Annotated in this window: 13 protein-coding genes; 9 read left to right on the plus strand and 4 right to left on the minus strand. The window is 61.3% G+C overall.

Annotated features, from left to right (window positions below):
* Positions 1–8: 8 nt before the first annotated feature.
* From flgG to ACR9Y2_RS39015, 5 genes are all read left to right on the plus strand, one after another.
* Complete coding sequence (gene flgG / locus ACR9Y2_RS38995) at positions 9–800, plus strand: flagellar basal-body rod protein FlgG (protein ID WP_435047335.1); 792 nt, start codon at positions 9–11, stop codon at positions 798–800.
* The gene (gene flgA / locus ACR9Y2_RS39000; protein WP_435047336.1) at positions 797–1,834 is read left to right on the plus strand and encodes a flagellar basal body P-ring formation chaperone FlgA; all 1,038 of its coding nucleotides are present in this window, start codon (positions 797–799) and stop codon (positions 1,832–1,834) included. Before flgG ends, flgA begins: the two co-directional genes overlap by 4 nt.
* A complete protein-coding gene (locus tag ACR9Y2_RS39005) occupies positions 1,740–2,408 on the plus strand; it encodes a flagellar basal body L-ring protein FlgH (RefSeq protein ID WP_435047337.1) in 669 nt (222 codons plus the stop codon). The genes flgA and ACR9Y2_RS39005 overlap by 95 nt, the downstream gene beginning before the upstream one ends.
* Before the next feature lie 45 nt (positions 2,409–2,453).
* Entirely contained in the window at positions 2,454–3,518 is a 1,065-nt protein-coding gene (locus tag ACR9Y2_RS39010) for a flagellar basal body P-ring protein FlgI (RefSeq protein ID WP_435047338.1), read from the plus strand.
* Between the two features lie 68 nt (positions 3,519–3,586).
* Positions 3,587–3,892 carry a hypothetical protein gene (locus tag ACR9Y2_RS39015; protein WP_435047339.1) on the plus strand — a complete coding sequence of 102 codons (306 nt, stop codon included), beginning with the start codon at positions 3,587–3,589 and terminating at the stop codon, positions 3,890–3,892.
* 9 nt (positions 3,893–3,901) lie between these two features.
* Here the strand turns inward: ACR9Y2_RS39015 and ACR9Y2_RS39020 are convergent, their stop codons facing one another.
* Positions 3,902–4,180 carry a flagellar protein FlaG gene (locus tag ACR9Y2_RS39020; protein ID WP_435047340.1) on the minus strand — a complete coding sequence of 93 codons (279 nt, stop codon included), beginning with the start codon at positions 4,178–4,180 and terminating at the stop codon, positions 3,902–3,904.
* A gap of 126 nt (positions 4,181–4,306) precedes the next feature.
* Positions 4,307–4,870, minus strand: a complete 564-nt coding sequence (locus ACR9Y2_RS39025) for an NADH-quinone oxidoreductase subunit B (protein WP_435047341.1) — start codon at positions 4,868–4,870, stop codon at positions 4,307–4,309.
* A 57-nt stretch (positions 4,871–4,927) separates the two neighbouring features.
* On the opposite strand from ACR9Y2_RS39025, the gene malQ reads away from it, so the two are divergent.
* Positions 4,928–7,168, plus strand: a complete 2,241-nt coding sequence (gene malQ, locus ACR9Y2_RS39030; RefSeq protein ID WP_435047342.1) for a 4-alpha-glucanotransferase — start codon at positions 4,928–4,930, stop codon at positions 7,166–7,168.
* On the opposite strand, the gene ACR9Y2_RS39035 is transcribed toward malQ, so the two are convergent.
* On the minus strand, positions 7,134–7,838 hold the full coding sequence (locus ACR9Y2_RS39035) for a M15 family metallopeptidase (protein ID WP_435047343.1): 705 nt from the start codon (positions 7,836–7,838) through the stop codon (positions 7,134–7,136). The two genes, malQ and ACR9Y2_RS39035, sit on opposite strands and share 35 nt — an antisense overlap.
* A gap of 144 nt (positions 7,839–7,982) precedes the next feature.
* Here ACR9Y2_RS39035 and ACR9Y2_RS39040 point away from each other — a divergent pair, with 144 nt between their 5' ends.
* Together ACR9Y2_RS39040 and ACR9Y2_RS39045 are read left to right on the plus strand one after the other, a co-directional pair.
* Positions 7,983–11,168, plus strand: a complete 3,186-nt coding sequence (locus ACR9Y2_RS39040; RefSeq protein WP_435047344.1) for a S41 family peptidase — start codon at positions 7,983–7,985, stop codon at positions 11,166–11,168.
* Positions 11,169–11,243: 75 nt separating this feature from the next.
* Positions 11,244–12,551, plus strand: a complete 1,308-nt coding sequence (locus ACR9Y2_RS39045) for an efflux RND transporter periplasmic adaptor subunit (protein WP_435047345.1) — start codon at positions 11,244–11,246, stop codon at positions 12,549–12,551.
* Positions 12,552–12,553: 2 nt separating this feature from the next.
* Here the strand turns inward: ACR9Y2_RS39045 and ACR9Y2_RS39050 are convergent, their stop codons facing one another.
* Positions 12,554–13,333, minus strand: a complete 780-nt coding sequence (locus ACR9Y2_RS39050) for a glutaminyl-peptide cyclotransferase (protein ID WP_435047346.1) — start codon at positions 13,331–13,333, stop codon at positions 12,554–12,556.
* A gap of 305 nt (positions 13,334–13,638) precedes the next feature.
* Here ACR9Y2_RS39050 and ACR9Y2_RS39055 point away from each other — a divergent pair, with 305 nt between their 5' ends.
* Entirely contained in the window at positions 13,639–16,059 is a 2,421-nt protein-coding gene (locus tag ACR9Y2_RS39055) for a sodium-translocating pyrophosphatase (protein ID WP_435047347.1), read from the plus strand.
* The last annotated feature ends 48 nt before the right edge of the window (positions 16,060–16,107 follow it).

Here is a 16,107-nt window from a genome sequence, read left to right on the forward strand (position 1 = left end):
GTGAACTTTTGATACGAGCATTATTCAGCGCCGCCAGCGGTATGGAGGCGCAGCAAACGAATGTTGACAACATCGCGCACAATCTCGCGAATGCCAATACCGTCGGCTATAAGATGCGCCGCGCCCAATTCCAGGACTTGCTCTATCAGACGATGGTGCAGCCCGGCGCGGCGGCAGGCTCCCAGACCGTTGTACCCAGCGGCCTTCAAATCGGCCTCGGCACTCGTGTCTCCGCCAACGAGATTTCCTTCGCACAGGGCAGCTTCTCGTCCACCGGAAATCCGCTGGACCTCGTGATTCAAGGTCGAGGATTCTTCCAAATCCGGCGCGCGAACGGAGAGATCGCTTACTCTCGTGCCGGACAATTTCAGATGGACAGCGATGGAAACATCGTTACCGGTGATGGTGATGCGCTGGAGCCTCAAATCACGGTACCGCCCGAGGCACAGAGCATCACTATCGGATCGGATGGGACCGTCAGTTACACCCTACCAGGGCAGACTGCCACGCAACTGGGCGGGCAGATCCAACTCGCCAACTTCACCAATCCAGCAGGCCTGAACAGCATCGGGAAGAACCTCTACGCTCCAACAGATGCGTCCGGTGAGCCGACCATCGGCACACCCGGAGGCCAGGAGGGAATCGGCGCGCTCCTCCAGGGCTACGTTGAACAGTCCAACGTTTCCGTTGTGGAGGCCTTTGTCGACCTGATCGTCAGCCAGCGCGCCTACGAAGCCAACTCCAAGGTCGTGAAGGCGGCCGACGAGATGTACCAGCAAGTGAACAACATGACCCGATGAAGATACCTCTCCTACTCGCACTCGGCTGCAACATTGCTACCGCCTCGGACTGCCTCCAGGTCGATCGCCTGCAGGTGCAGGCAGGCGACCTCGCCGCAAAACTGCCAGCCTTCGCCGGCTTGCCTGCCGGCGCGGTTCTGGGCTACACGCCAGCCCCTGGCCTGAGGCGCTTCTGGTCGGCCAGTCAGCTGAATGCAATGCTGGCTCGTCATGGGGCGCCTGTCCTGCCGCTTACCGCACAGCCGCCGGTAACTGTCTGCGTGGAACGTCCGTCCCGAACCTACACTGCCCAGGAAGTCGTCCAGGCCCTGCGGGCAGCACTCCCGCCGGAAGCCCGCTTTGAACTCATCGACTTCTGCCGCCTGCCTATGCCCACGGGAGAGCTCCACTTTGAGTTGAAGTCTCTAGCCCGGCCCGCGGTTCAATCAACCCGGGAATCGCTCCTTTGGAAAGGACACGTCAGGTACGACGCCCACCGTAGCGCGCCATTCTGGGCCAATGTCCGCGTCTCCGTTCCTCACGAAGGCTTCTACGCCGCGGCCGATCTCCCGCAAGGCCACGTGATCACACCGGCTGACATCAGGCATGACACTCGGCTCGCGTCGCCGCACGACCCTAAACCCGCCACTGAGGAAGCCGACCTTATCGGCCTGGTGTGCCGCCGGACTATCCGTTCGGGGATTCCCTTGCGGGGGGATCTCCTGGCCCGTCCTTCCGCAGTGGCAATCGGAGACGACCTGCAGGTGATTGTGGAGTCAGGATCCGCGCAAGTGAAATTCCAGGGTCGCGCCTTGGCCACGGGCCGGCAGGGCGAATCTATCCTCGTCGAGAACACGCAAACCGGTAAACGGCTCAAGGCGTTCATTGAAGCGCCGGGACAAGCCATCATTCGGATCTCCGACAACAATGACAATCAGAACCCCGATCGTACTGGCATTCATGCTGGCAGTCTCCGCCGTCCCGCTGTGGCCCGCGGCGCGAAAGCCAAAGAAACAGGAACTGAGCTCGCTCGACAGATACCTTCAGGACGCTGAGCGGCAGGCTCCGCCGCCAGTCACATCGCCCGGTTCGCTCTACGATCAATCAGGCCGCCTGGCTGACCTCGCCCGCGATTCCCGGGCTGCCCAACTCAACGACCTCGTCACGATCGTCATCCTGGATAAAGCCTCCGCCATTTCGAAGGGCACTACCAGTACGAGCCGGAAGTCCAACGCGTCAGCATCCATCTCCGCGATGGGCGGTCCCGTGAAAACGCCCGGTCCGCTCTCTTCCCTGGCCGGTCTCGGCGGCAGTAACAAACTGGAAGGCTCGGGACAGACCTCCCGGGAAACTGAGCTCAGAACTACGCTGTCGGCCCGAGTCATCTACGTGCTCCCCAACGGCAACATGGTCGTGGAGGGCATCAAGGACGTCATGATCAACTCAGAACGGCAAAAGGTATCGATCCGAGGAATCCTCAAGGGCAAGGATCTCTCAACGGACAACACTGTTTCCTCCGACCGGCTGGCCGATCTGGAGGTGCGCGTGGATGGCAGGGGCGTCGTCAATGACGCCATTCGGCGGCCCAACTTCCTCTACAGGCTGTTTCTTGGCCTTCTTCCCTTCTAAGTGGACCTCATGATGCTCATTCTCACTGCAGCCGTTCTTATCCCTATGTTGGCCATTGCCCCTGCCACGAGGACCGGCACGCGCATTAAGGAAATCGCCTCCATCGAGGGCGTTCGGGACAACCAGCTTCTCGGCTATGGGCTTGTCGTCGGACTCAACGGAACCGGCGACAAGCGACAAACGTTCTTCTCGGCGCAATCACTGGCCAACATGCTGGACCGCATGGGCATCCAGGTCGCACCATCTGCCATACAAGTCCGGAACATGGCCGCCGTCATGCTCACTGCTAACCTACCCCCGTATGCGCAACCCGGCACCCGCATCGACGTGCAAGCCTCTGCCATCGGGGACTCTTCCAACCTGCAGGGCGGAACTCTAATCCTGACACCCCTCAAAGCGGCCAACGGCGAGGTCTTCGCAGTTGCACAGGGTGCGGTCGTCACCGGAGGGTTTGTGGCAGGAAAGGGCGGCAACTCCACCACCGTCAACCACCCAACCGCCGGACGCATCCCGAACGGCGCCATCGTCGAAAAGGCCCCGCCCTCCGTCTTGAAGCCGGGCGCGCGGATTAACCTGCAGCTTCGTATGGCTGACTTCACCACCTCCGCCCGACTCGCCTCCGTCGTCAATCAGAGATTCGGAGATGGTACCGCCCGCTGCGAGAGCGCCGGACTCGTCTCTGTAGCGATCCCGCCCGACTGGACGCAGAAACCCGTGGAGTTCGTGGCCGAGATCGAGGGGCTCACTCTCGAGGCGGATCGCCCCGCCCGTATTATCATCAACGAGCGGACTGGCACAATCACCGCCGGTTCCGGCATCCGCATTCGTCCCGCCGCCATCCTGCACGGCAACCTCAATATTGCTGTGGAAACTACGCTCGACGTCACGCAACCAGCCCCGCTTTCCGCAGGCCAAACCGCCACTACGCCTACCGTGAACGTTGTCGCCAAGGAGGATCCGGCGAAGAGCATTCATCTCAAACAAGGCGCCACAGTCGAAGATCTCGTTCGCGCCCTCACGGCCGTAGGCTCTACACCACGCGATATCATCGCGATCCTCCAGAATCTGAAAGCAGCCGGCGCGCTCGACGCGGAAATTGAGGTCTTATGATCAGTTCACTCAGGCAAGCCCCCCAACCATCAACAGCGGATCCAATCCAAATCTCCAGGGGAGAATCCATGGACAACCGCCATGTGAAGCAAACCGCCGAGCAATTTGAATCCCTGCTCATCGGGCAAATCATGCACTCCATGCGGGCATCCTCGGGTGGAGGCTGGATGGGCACAGGCGAGGATCAGGCCGGTTCGACCATGGGAGACTTCGCGGAACAGCATCTTGCGCAGGTTATGGCGCAGCAGGGCGGCTTTGGCCTCGCCTCCCTGATTCAACAGGGACTCACTCGTGCCAGCGATCCGGCTCCCGCCATCTCGACAGGTGAGTCGACGCGGACACTGGCGCTTCCCAGCACCCTGGCACTCAAATGACGTACGCAGCTACCCGCCCAAGTCTTCCGCCAACCGCAGTACGTACTCCGGTGGCACCTGGCGGATCACCTCTTTGGTCTCCTTGTCTACGATCCGCATCACCGGTCCCTTGGTGTACCGGTCGAACGCAAAGGTCAGTTCGGTGCCTTCGCCAAAGATCTGCGCTCCGTTTACGGCCTGCACCGCCTTCACCAACTGCCGCTGCTCAGACCGTTGCTGAGGTGTCATTGGGAAGGTCGTCGAGACGGTCGGCAACTCGCCAATTGCGTCCATTCGTCCAATTTCCATAGCCTGCCTCCATCCGGGAAGTGTCTTCCCAACAGGCGTATCGGTCGGCAATCCATGGACATGAGCAAAAGAAAACGCCGGCGTTGTAGCCGGCGCTTTCATAGTCTGGATTGAACCTGGATTACACTACGACAGATTCAGAACATCCTTCACCACACCGGTCTGCTTCTGGATCTTCTCCTGCAGCATCATAATCGCGTAGATCAACTGCTCCGGACGCGGCGGACAACCCGGCACATACACGTCCACCGGAATCACCTGATTCACCGGGATCAGTGCATAGTTACTGAATACGCCTGTCGAGGTGGCGCAAGCCCCCATCGAAATCACCCAGCGTGGCTCAGGCATCTGTTGGTACAACTGCCGGATCACAGGAGCCATCTTGTTCGATACCCGCCCGGCAATGATCATCAAATCCGACTGGCGCGGACTGCCCCGGAACACCTCGGCGCCAAATCGCGCGATGTCAAACCGCGAGGCGCTCATCGCCATCATTTCAATCGCGCAGCAGGCCAATCCAAACGTCATTGGCCAGATAGAGTTCTTCCGCCCCCAGTTGATGACGCTGTCTACCGTCGTCATCAGGATCCCATCGCTCGGGCTGACCACGGCATCCGTGTCAATCCGGCTGAAGAGGTCGGCCGGCGGCTCTCCCAGCGTGATCTGGTTCTCGCGGATCTTGTTTTCCATATCCCCTCTGTTTAGATTATCCCATGGCGGGCCGGCTGGATAGAATGGTAGAAGTCCATGCCTTCCCCCTTCGCGGAACTCATCCATGCCCTCTGCCAGGACTTCGGAGTCGACACGGAGTATTGGGATATCTGGGGTCGCCACCATGTTGTGGAGGAACCCACCCTGCTCTCGATCCTTGGCTCATTCGGCCTCGACACCAGTTCGCCCGAAAGCCTGGCCAAATCCGCTCGCCTGCGAGCGGAACGTATCGCCGGACGTCCGCTGGACCCGGTGACCGTCCTCAATGTGGCCGAACCCTCTGCGGCCGTGCCCATTCGCGTGCCATCGGCCTATCAGGCGGCCGGCAAGGGCGCCCTGGCCCTCACCTGGGAGGACGGCTGGACCGAGCGGCGCGACTTTGATATTTCTTCACTGGCCGCCGGAGATTCCGGCCTGTTCTCGTTAGCCCTGCCATCACCCCTCCGCCTCGGTTACCACGACCTCGAGGTGGTCTTTAAGGCGCCCGGCCAGCCAGACCTTCGCTCAACCCAACGCATCATCGTCGCTCCGGAAACCGCGTGGCTGCCCGAACAACTCAAGCATGGCGGTCGCGCCGCAGGCCTCGCCGTCAGCCTCTACGGGCTTCGCTCCGCCCGCAACTGGGGTGCCGGTGACTTCACTGATCTCGCCACCCTCACCGAATGGGTCGCCCACGCCCTGGGTGCCGGATTCGTAGCCCTGAATCCGCTGCACGCCCTGCACAACCGGCAGCCCTACAATACGAGCCCCTATCTTCCGCTGTCCTCCTTCCACCGCAACTACCTCTATCTGGATGTAGAACAAGTCCCCGACTTCCAACTCTGCCCCGCCGCCCTGGCCATCTTCCAGGGAGCAAAATTCCAGTCGGAACTCACCGCGGTCCGCGATTCCGAGTTCGTTGAGTACGAGCGCGTAGCCCGCCTCAAGCTGGGCCTCCTCCGCCTCCTCTTCCGCCGCTTCCTGCGATCGGAATGGGCCAAAAACACCGCCCGCGCCCAGGCCTTCCGTAAGTGGATCGCCGCGCAGGGCGATCTGCTCGACCGTTTCTCCACCTACTGCTCCCTCGACGAATCGCTACACAAACAGAACCGGGATCTCTGGATTTGGCCGGACTGGCCCGCGGCCTATCGCAACCCGGAGTCGCCCGAAGTTCGCGAATATGCCCAGGCCCACTGGCGCCGCATCCTCTTCCACAAGTACGTGCAGTGGCAGATCGACCAGCAGCTCGATGCCGTCCAGAACCGTGCCCGCGGCCTGGGCATGCCCATCGGCCTCTATCACGACGTGGCTCTCGCTACCGACCGCTGCGGTTGCGACCTCTGGGCTTACCGCCCGTTCTTTGTCACCGGCGCCCGCGTCGGCTCCCCGCCCGATGACTTCGCCCCGGATGGCCAGGACTGGGCCTTCCCGCCGCCCAATGCCGAGACGCACCGCGAGAACGGCTACCGCTTGTTCGTCGATTCCATTCGCCGCAATGCCCGCCACGGCGGCGCCCTGCGCATCGATCACGTGATGCGCTTCTTCCGTCTCTTCTGGATTCCCGACGGCGCCACCGCCGCCCATGGAACCTATGTGAACGAGCGCTGGCGCGACCTGCTCCGCATTCTCGCCCTCGAGAGCGTCCGCGGCCGCTTCCTCGTCGTCGGTGAAGATCTCGGCACCGTACCGCCCGTCCTGCGCGAAGCCATGGAGCAGTTTTCCATGCTGCGCTACAAGCTCTTCTATTTCGAAAAGGGTAGCGACGGATTGCCCCTGCCGCCCCGCGATTACCCTCGCAACGCCCTGGTCTCCTCCACCACCCACGATCTGCCCACGATCGCAGGCTTCTGGGCCGGAAGGGACATCGAGGCACGCCACACTTCCGGCATCCTGAACGACGAGGAACTGTATACCCGCCAGAAGCGTGAGAGGCGCGAGGAAAAGCACCGCATGATCGAGGCCCTCGTGCGCGAGGGCTTTCTGCCCGGCCATTTTCCACGCGAGGCAGCCGACTGGCCGGAACTCACCGGCGAACTCCACAATGCAGTCATCGGCTATCTCGTCAGCACTCCCTCACGGCTCATGCTCCTCAACCAGGAGGATTTGACCAAGGAGCCCGACCAGCAGAATCTGCCAGGCACCACCTGGCAGTACCCCAACTGGCGCCGCAAGACGCTCTTCAGCGTGGAGGACCTCGCGGGCTCCCAAAAAGCCGCTGACTACGCCCTCATGTTCCGTTCCTGGCTCGAGCGCAGCGGCCGCATCAGCGTGCCTGCCGTGGAATCGCCTCGAAGTTGACGTTCGCCACGCGGTACCGGCGCCAGTCTTTGTAGTCGAAGTGCCACCACTCATACTCGTAGACCTGGAAGCCCTCTTTTTCCATGGCGTCCCGCAGCAGGCCGCGCAACCTCCGCTGCTCAGCCGTGCCGCCCGGGTAGTCCGGGTAGGCCCGCTCCGACATTTCGTCATACAGGCTCGGCATCTCCACCGCCGCCCCCGTTTTCAAGTCATATAACGTGATGTCTGCCGCGCACCCGCGGTTGTGCCGCGACCCCTTGGCTGGATCGGCCACGAAATCATGCTGCGCCGCCGGCGTCGCCTCCCAGAACACCCACGTCACCCACCAGGGCCGGTACCCATCGTGCACGAGAATCCCATACCCCGCCTGGTTCAGCCGCCGGTGCGCCCGCACCAGTCCCTCCGCGGCCGGCCGCTGCAGGAACGCCCGCGCCTGCGTGTAAATGGGGGTCGCCAGAAAGTTCCTGTTGCTCGCATACCGGATGTCCAGGTGGACCGTCGAGTCCAGTGCCGTCAACTCCGCCAGATCCGTCTCGAGAAACTGGCCGGCTTCCGCGGGAGGCTTCAATCCTTGCGCCTGCGCCCGCAGCTCCGCCACCGGACGCACCGGTTCAATTCGAAAGAAGGCTGCCGCCTGCAGCAGGGCCACCCAGATCAGCGCGCTGTTCATAAACTGAATGTTACGACGCCTAACCCGCCGCCCGTTTACAATCGACCATTGGAGGCCACCACCTTGAGATCGACCGCCCTTCTTCTCGCGCTCCTGTCCTGCTCTGCCTGGGCTCAGCAACCACTGCTGCTCCAGAAGCCGGCCATGAATAAGACCCACATCGTCTTTACCTATGCCGGCGACCTCTGGAAAATAGCTCGCTCCGGCGGCGAGGCAACCCGCCTCACCACCGCACCCGGCTTCGAGTCCAACGCGGTCCTCTCCCCCGATGGCCAGACCGTTGCCTTCTCCGGCCAGTACGACGGCAATACCGACATCTTCCTCGTCTCTATCAACGGTGGCGTGCCCCGCCGTCTCACGTGGCACCCCGGAGTAGATGTGCCGCTCGCCTTCGATAGCGGCGGCAAGCGCCTGCTGTTCCGGTCCGACCGCTCCACCGCCATCGTCGCCAATCACTTCTACACCATGAGTCTCGACGGCGGCCCGGCTGAAATCGAACCCCTCCCCATGGGCTACCAGGCTGCCTACTCGCCCGACGGTAAGCGCCTCGCCTACACCCCGCTGGCGCCGGCCTTCGTCTCCTGGAAGCGCTATGCCGGCGGACGCACCAGCCCCATCTGGCTCGCCGATCTCTCGGATTCGAAAATCGAGAAGATCCCCCGCGAAAACTCAAACGACTTCTACCCCATGTGGGCTGGCGACAAGGTGTACTTCCTCTCCGACCGCTTCGGCCCGATGACCCTCTGCGTCTTCGATACCAAATCCAGGAAGGTGACCGAAGCCATCAAAAACACGGGCTACGAGTACAAAAGCGCCTCGCTCGGCCCCGACGCCATCGTCCTCGAACACTTCGGTGCCATCGAACTCTTCGATCTGAAGAGCGGCAAACTCACCCCCGTCAACGTCGCCTTAAACGGCGATCTACCCGAGGTCCGGCCCTACTACGCAAAGGCCGCCTCGACCATCGAGTCCGCGGCCCTTTCACCCACCGGCGCCCGTGCCATCTTCGGAGCGCGCGGCGAAGTCCTCACCGTACCTGCCGAGAAGGGCGACATCCGCAACATCACGAACACGCCCGGTGCGGCCGAACGCTACCCCGCCTGGTCGCCCGATGGCCAGAGCATCGCCTACTTCTCCGATGAGAGCGGCGAATACCAGCTCCACATCGCCCCACAGAACGGTCGCGGTGAAGTCAAAAAGTACGATATCGGCTGGAAGTCGTTCTTCTACGACCCCACCTGGTCGCCCGACGGCAAGAAGATCCTCTTCCGCGATGCCGCCGTCACCACCTGCTTCCTCGATCTCGAATCGAAGAAGGTGACCAAAGTCGACACCGATTACTACGACGTGCCTGACCGCGAGGAAATGGGCCCCCGATGGTCGCCCGATTCCAAGTGGATCGTCTACAACAAACTGCAGCGCAACTTCCTCCGCGCCGTCCATGTCTACTCGCTGGAAACCGCGAAAGCCACCCAGGTCTCCGACGGCCTCAGCGACCAGCGCCACGCCGCCTTCGACGCCAATGGACGCTTCATCTACTTCACAGCCAGCACCAATACCGGCCTCTCCACCGGTTGGCTCGACATGTCCTCCATCGACCGCATCTCGAATCGCAGCGTCTACATCGCCGTGCTGCGCAAAGAGGACCCTTCGCCACTCGCACCCGAGAGCGACGAGGAGAAGACCGAGGCCGCCAAAAAGGACGAGGCCAAGAAGGATGAGGCGAAGAAGGACGACGCCAAGAAAGAGGACCCCAAGAAGGAGGAAAAAGTCGAAGTTCGTATCGATTTCGATGGCATCTCCCAGCGAATCCTCTCCCTCCCCATTCCGGCCCGCAATTACTCCAAGCTGGTCGCGGGCAAGACAGGCCTGGTCTTCCTTCGCGAAGACCCGCCCGTGGCCCCGCAAGGGCCGCCCGCGCGTACCCTCCACAAGTTCGACCTCAAAACCCGCAAGACCGATCAGTTCCTCGCCGGCGCCTCCGACTTTGAGTTGAGCTTCAACGGCGAGAAGATCCTCTACTCGCAGCCCGGCAACAAGTGGTTCATCACCGCCACCGCCGCAGCACCGAAACCCGGCGACGGCGCCCTCAAGATCGACCAGATGGAAGTCCGTGTCGAACCTGCCGCCGAATGGGCCCAGATCTACAACGAAGTCTGGCGCATCGAACGCGACTTCTTCTACGACCCCAATCTGCACGGCGTCAATCTCGCCGACTACAAGACGAAGTACCAGAAATTCCTGCCCGGCATCGCCCACCGCGAGGATCTCAACTACCTGTTCCGCGACATGCTAGGCGAGCTGTCGGTCGGGCATCTCTACGTCAACGGCGGGGAAACCCAGAACAACCCCAAGAACGTCCCCGGCGGGCTTCTGGGCGCCGACTATAGCGTCGAAAACGGCCGCTACAAGTTCGCGAGGGTCTTCAGCGGGGAAAACTGGAATCCCAGCTTGCGTGCCCCGCTCACCGCGCCCGGCGTCAACGTCAAAGCCGGTGATTTCCTGCTGGCGGTCAATGGCCGCGACGTCAAAGCCACCGACGATGTCTACAGTTTCTTCGAAGCCACCTCGGGCAAGAGCGTAATCCTAAAGGTCGGCCCCAACGCCAACGGCGAGGGCAGTCGCGAAGTCACCGTCGTTCCCACCGCGAACGAGACGGGCCTGCGCTACATGGATTGGATCGAAGGCAATCGCCGTAAGGTCGAACAACTCTCCGGCGGGCGCCTAGGCTATGTGCACTTGCCCAACACCTCCAACCAGGGCTATACCAACTTCAATCGCTGGTTCTTCTCGCAGGTCGGAAAGGAAGGCATGGTGCTGGATGAACGCTTCAACGGCGGCGGCTATGTTGCCGACTACATCATCGACTACCTGCGCCGGCCCCTCCTCAACTTCTTCACCACTCGCGCCGGACACGAATTCACAACACCCATGAACGGCATCTATGGCCCGAAAGCCATGATCGTGAACGAATACGCCGGCTCCGGCGGCGACGCCATGCCCTGGATGTTCCACAAGCTCAAGATTGGACCGCTCGTCGGCAAGCGTACCTGGGGCGGCCTGGTGGGGATCTTCAGCTTCCCCCCGCTCATCGACAACGGCGGAGTCACCGCGCCCAACCTGGCCTTCTACAACACCGAGAAACAGTGGGATGTGGAGAACCATGGCGTGGATCCCGATGTCGAAGTGGAGAACGATCCCGCACTCGTTCGCCAGGGCCACGATCCGCAACTGGAGAAGGCCGTCGAGATATTGATGGACAGCCTGAAGAAGAGTCCTTTGCCCAAGTACGAGAAGCCGGAATACCCCAACTACCACAAAGCGAAGTAGGAGCAAAGTAAACTCTACACAGGATGCCTGAAAATTAGCTACAGATCCGATACTCTGTAGTTTCAGCTACTCGTCATGTCCTCTGTGCTCTCGCCACTACCCAAACCTCAGCCGCCGCTGGAACCGGAGGCGCCGCCCTCTCCTGGACGGTCCTGGTCCTGGCTTCTGTTGTTGATTCTCACCATCGGCGGGGTCAGTGGGTACAACTACTTTACCGCCCGCCAGGCCGACGCCCGGCGGGCCGACGCCAGCCGGTTTCAGCACTTTGCCCGTATCCGGCGTGGTGACCTGCTCATGCGGGTCCGCGTCAGCGGCGCCACCTCCGCCCGCGAGTTTTCGAACATCGTGGTGCCCAAACTCACCATGCCGGAATCGGACCAACCCCTGACCCTGATGACCCTCATGCCCTCCGGGTCCCTCGTCCATAAGGGCCAGATTGTCGCCGCTTTCGATCCCCAGGGCGCTCGCGACCACCTCGACGACACAGTGGACGGCCTCCATGCCCGCGAGAACTCCCTGAAACGCTTCCGCTCCCTCCTCGAAGTGGAGAGCGAAGCCTGGGTCCAGGATCTGCGCAAAGCCAAAGCCAAACTCGACCGCGCCCGGCTCGACCTCAAAACACTGGAGGTCCGCTCCGCCATCCAACAGCAGTTGTTCCAAATCGCCGTGGAAGAGGCCCAGGCCGGTTACGAAGCGGCCGAGAACGACTTCGCCATTAAACTGCAATCCCAAGCCGCGGCATTGAGAATCAATGAGATAACCCGCGATATCGAGGTCCTGCACGTCTCGCGCCATCGCCGCGACATCGAACGCATGACCATCGAAGCGCCCGCTGAAGGCATGGTGGTCATCCAGGACATCGTCCGGCCCGGAGGCGACCGCGTCGCCCTGGCCGTCGGAGACCGCGTCACTCCTGGCACCCTGATGATGCGCGTCATCGACCGCAACAGCATGCAGGTGGAAGGCTACATCAACCAGTCGCAGAACGCCCAGTTCCGCATCGGCCAGGAAGCGACAGTCCGCCTGGAGGCCTATCCCGAGGCGGTCTATAAGGCCAAGGTCTACGCCATCGGCGCGCTCGCCACCACCCCGGGCCGTGCCCAATACTACCTGCGAAACATCCCTATCCGCCTGGAGATCCTCGACGCTGACGAAAAAGTGCTGCCCGACCTCTCCGCCTCGGCCGATGTCGTCATCGATCGGGAGAAGGATGTCCTGCTCGCCCCCGCGGAAGCCATCCAGCGCGAAAACGGTGAGACTTTCGTCTATGTCCGCAAGGGCGATTCGCTGGAAAAGCGATCCGTCACCCGTGGCCGCGTCTACGGCCCCGATGCCGTCCTTACCGGCGGCGTCCAGGAAGGCGAGGAAATCGTCGTCCAGTAGCCCTACCGGCGACCCGGGCTCTTCGGTATCACTTTGATTTCAAATACCTTGGGCCAGTACTTACCGGTGACGAAGAGCCTGTCGCCCATCGCATCGTAGGCAATCCCGTTCATCACGTCCACGCGGTTCAATTCGGCCGCCGGCAGAATCCCGGACAGGTCCACCCAGCCCAGCACCCTTCCGTCCTTCGGTGAGATCCGGACAATCTTCTCGGTCCTCCAGATATTGGCCCAGAGTTCCCCCCGGACAAACTCCAACTCATTGATGTATGGGATCTTCTCCGCCCCATCGTGGACCTGGAACCGCCTCTGCTCCTTCAACGTCAGCGGGTTCAGGCACCGGATCTCGCTGGTCCCGTCCGTCATGTAGATCGTGCTGCCGTCGTTCGTCAGCCCCCAGCCCTCCCCCTCATACCGGAACGTGCGCTGCAGGCGGAAATCAGGCTGCGAATACACAAACCCCAATCCGCCGCGATAAGTTAACTGCACAATCTGCCCGTTCAGGACCGTCAGGCCCTCTCCGAACAGGCTCGGAGACAACGCCAATCGCTGCACAACCCGCCCCGTTTCCACCTCCACCTTGCGCAGGCTCGAGCTTCCATACTCGCCCGTACTCTCGTAGAAATGGCCACTCCGGAACTCCAACCCCTCCGTAAACGCGGAAATATCGTGTGGAAATGTTCTGACGATCCGGTATCCGTACTCCGGCGCGGCAGCCGCCGCCAAAATCGGTAGCAGCGTGAAAACAAGCGGCATCCACGCCGCGGTCCCAATGCGTCTCATCCGCCCCATCATAGCGGACCCTCAAGTCTGGTAAGATGCTTGCCGTGCGGCGGTTGAATCCGATACCTGAGTCTTATATAGTGATTCTTGGGTCTTTTACAAGTTCTCATTTAAGGTCTGATACTCCTCAACGAGTCGACCCAACTCATACGGGGACCAAAAATCCGACGGACCGGGAGGATTGATCGATGTTATCCACTGAAGCCGTGTCCGCCCAAGGGCGGAAGGCATCCTCAAGTCAAACAGGAGGCGCCGCGCGGGGTTTCTCTCGAACTTCCCTGCGGGCGATCCTACCATTGCTCCTCATGGCCATCCTGGCCATGGCGGGCTCGATGCCATTGCTGGCCCAGCCTGCTGAACACCACGGCGGAGAAGCCAATCTCGTCCTGCCCGATCTGAATTCCGCAACCTTCCTCGGCGGCATCGGCGGCCGTACGCTCCTCATGGGCGGCCTCGTTGTCTGCGTGTTCGGTCTCCTCTTCGGCCTGATTTTCTACACCAAGCTGAAGAACCTGCCGGTGCACAAGTCCATGCTGGAAGTCTCTGAGTTGATCTACGAAACCTGCAAGACCTACCTCACCACGCAGGGCAAGTTCCTCATGATCCTCGAGTGCTTCATCGGCGTGATCATTCTCTTTTACTTTGGTTACCTGCAGGCGATGCCCCTCTACAAGGTCATCATCATCCTGCTGTTCTCCCTGGTCGGCATCGGCGGCAGCTACGGCGTAGCGGCGTTCGGCATCCGCGTCAACACCTTCGCCAACTCGCGCACTTCCTTTGCCAGCCTTCGCGGCAAGCCCTTCCCCTGCTACGACATTCCCTTGCAGGCCGGCATGAGCATCGGCATGATGCTGATCTCTGTCGAACTGCTCCTGATGCTCTTCATCCTGCTGTTTGTCCCTGGTGAACTGGCCGGTTCCTGCTTTATCGGCTTCGCCATCGGCGAATCGCTCGGCGCGGCCGCCCTGCGCGTGGCCGGCGGCATCTTCACCAAGATCGCCGACATCGGCGCCGACCTGATGAAGATCGTCTTCAAGATTAAGGAAGACGACGTCCGCAACCCCGGCGTCATCGCCGATTGCACGGGCGACAATGCTGGCGACTCGGTTGGACCTTCGGCCGATGGTTTCGAAACCTACGGCGTCACCGGCGTCGCGCTCATCAGCTTCATCCTCCTCGGCATCAACGAAAAGGTCGCGGGCCCCACTTACGCCACCATCCAGGTTCAGCTGCTGGTCTGGATCTTCGTCATGCGCGTCATGATGATGATCGCTTCCGGCGTCAGCTACTTCATCAACCACGGCATCGCCAAGGCGCGGTACGAAAACGTCGACAAGATGAACTACGAGACCCCCCTCACCACTCTGGTGTGGCTCACCTCCATCCTGTCCATCGTTCTCACCTACATCGTCAGCTACATGATGGTGCCCGAACTCAAGGGCGACACGTCACTGTGGTGGAAACTTGCCACCGTTATCAGCTGCGGTACGCTCGCCGGCGCCCTCATCCCCGAGTTTGTGAAGGTCTTCACCTCCACCGAATCCCGCCACGTCCGGGAAGTCGTCATCTCCTCCAAGGAAGGCGGCGCTTCGCTGAACATCCTCTCCGGCCTCATTGCCGGTAACTTCTCGGCTTATTGGCTCGGTTTCGCCATGCTCGGCCTGATGGGTATCGCCTATGGCGTTTCCCTGCTCGGCCTGGCCAGCCTGATGATGGCTCCGGCCGTCTTCGCCCTCGGCCTGGTCGCCTTCGGCTTCCTCGGCATGGGCCCGGTCACCATCGCCGTCGACTCCTACGGCCCCGTCACCGACAATGCCCAGTCCGTCTACGAACTCTCCATGATCGAATCCATCCCCGGAATCGAGAAGGAAATCGAGAAGGACTTCGGCTTCAAACCCAATTTTGAAGTCGCCAAGGACAACCTGGAAGAGAACGACGGCGCCGGCAACACGTTCAAGGCAACCGCCAAGCCCGTGCTCATCGGCACCGCTGTCGTCGGCGCCACCACCATGATCTTCTCCATCATCGTGGCGCTCACCAACGGCCTCGACCCCAGCCTCGTCGGCAACCTGTCCATCCTGCACACCCCGTTCTTCTTCGGTCTGATCGCGGGCGGCGCGGTGATCTACTGGTTCACCGGCGCATCCTGCCAGGCCGTCTCCACCGGCGCTTACCGCGCGGTCGAGTTCATCAAGGACAACATCAAACTGGAAAGCACGGAAAAGGCTTCCGTGGAAGACTCCAAGAAGGTCGTCGAGATCTGTACGAAGTATGCCCAAAAGGGCATGTTCAACATCTTCCTCGTCGTCTTCTTCTCCACCCTCGCCTTCGCGTTCATCGAAGAGTACTTCTTCATCGGCTACCTGATCTCAATCGCCATCTTCGGCTTGTATCAGGCCATCTTCATGGCCAACGCCGGCGGCGCCTGGGACAATGCCAAGAAGATCGTTGAAACCGAGATGAAAGCCAAGGGCACCGAGCTCCACGCCGCCTGCGTCGTGGGCGATACCGTCGGCGACCCCTTCAAGGACACCTCTTCGGTGGCCCTCAACCCCATCATCAAGTTCACCACCCTCTTCGGCCTGCTGGCCGTCGAACTGGCCGTCTCCATGCGGAAGTCTGATCCCTCCTCCCCGCTGTCGCACATCCTGGCGGTGATCTTCTTCCTCATCTCGACTGTCTTCGTCTACCGCTCCTTCTACGGGATGCGCATCGAAGGCAAATAACCCAATCCACCCTCCGACAAAAAGAGCGCCGGCCACTCGCCGGCGCTC

Source organism: Paludibaculum fermentans (genome assembly GCF_051172195.1).
Taxonomy (GTDB): domain Bacteria; phylum Acidobacteriota; class Terriglobia; order Bryobacterales; family Bryobacteraceae; genus Paludibaculum; species Paludibaculum fermentans_A.

What these genes read in the sequence shown, in the direction of transcription:
- ACR9Y2_RS39055 (WP_435047347.1), top strand. Translation starts at nt 13,639, where the DNA reads ATGGCCATCCTGGCCATGGCGGGCTCGATGCCATTGCTGGCCCAGCCT.
- ACR9Y2_RS39040 (WP_435047344.1), top strand. Translation starts at nt 7,983, where the DNA reads ATGAATAAGACCCACATCGTCTTTACCTATGCCGGCGACCTCTGGAAA.
- ACR9Y2_RS39005 (WP_435047337.1), top strand. Translation starts at nt 1,740, where the DNA reads ATGCTGGCAGTCTCCGCCGTCCCGCTGTGGCCCGCGGCGCGAAAGCCA.
- ACR9Y2_RS39035 (WP_435047343.1), bottom strand. Translation starts at nt 7,838, where the DNA reads ATGAACAGCGCGCTGATCTGGGTGGCCCTGCTGCAGGCGGCAGCCTTC.
- ACR9Y2_RS39045 (WP_435047345.1), top strand. Translation starts at nt 11,244, where the DNA reads ATGTCCTCTGTGCTCTCGCCACTACCCAAACCTCAGCCGCCGCTGGAA.
- malQ (WP_435047342.1), top strand. Translation starts at nt 4,928, where the DNA reads ATGCCTTCCCCCTTCGCGGAACTCATCCATGCCCTCTGCCAGGACTTC.
- ACR9Y2_RS39025 (WP_435047341.1), bottom strand. Translation starts at nt 4,870, where the DNA reads ATGGAAAACAAGATCCGCGAGAACCAGATCACGCTGGGAGAGCCGCCG.
- ACR9Y2_RS39010 (WP_435047338.1), top strand. Translation starts at nt 2,454, where the DNA reads ATGTTGGCCATTGCCCCTGCCACGAGGACCGGCACGCGCATTAAGGAA.
- flgA (WP_435047336.1), top strand. Translation starts at nt 797, where the DNA reads ATGAAGATACCTCTCCTACTCGCACTCGGCTGCAACATTGCTACCGCC.
- ACR9Y2_RS39050 (WP_435047346.1), bottom strand. Translation starts at nt 13,333, where the DNA reads ATGAGACGCATTGGGACCGCGGCGTGGATGCCGCTTGTTTTCACGCTG.
- ACR9Y2_RS39020 (WP_435047340.1), bottom strand. Translation starts at nt 4,180, where the DNA reads ATGGAAATTGGACGAATGGACGCAATTGGCGAGTTGCCGACCGTCTCG.
- ACR9Y2_RS39015 (WP_435047339.1), top strand. Translation starts at nt 3,587, where the DNA reads ATGGACAACCGCCATGTGAAGCAAACCGCCGAGCAATTTGAATCCCTG.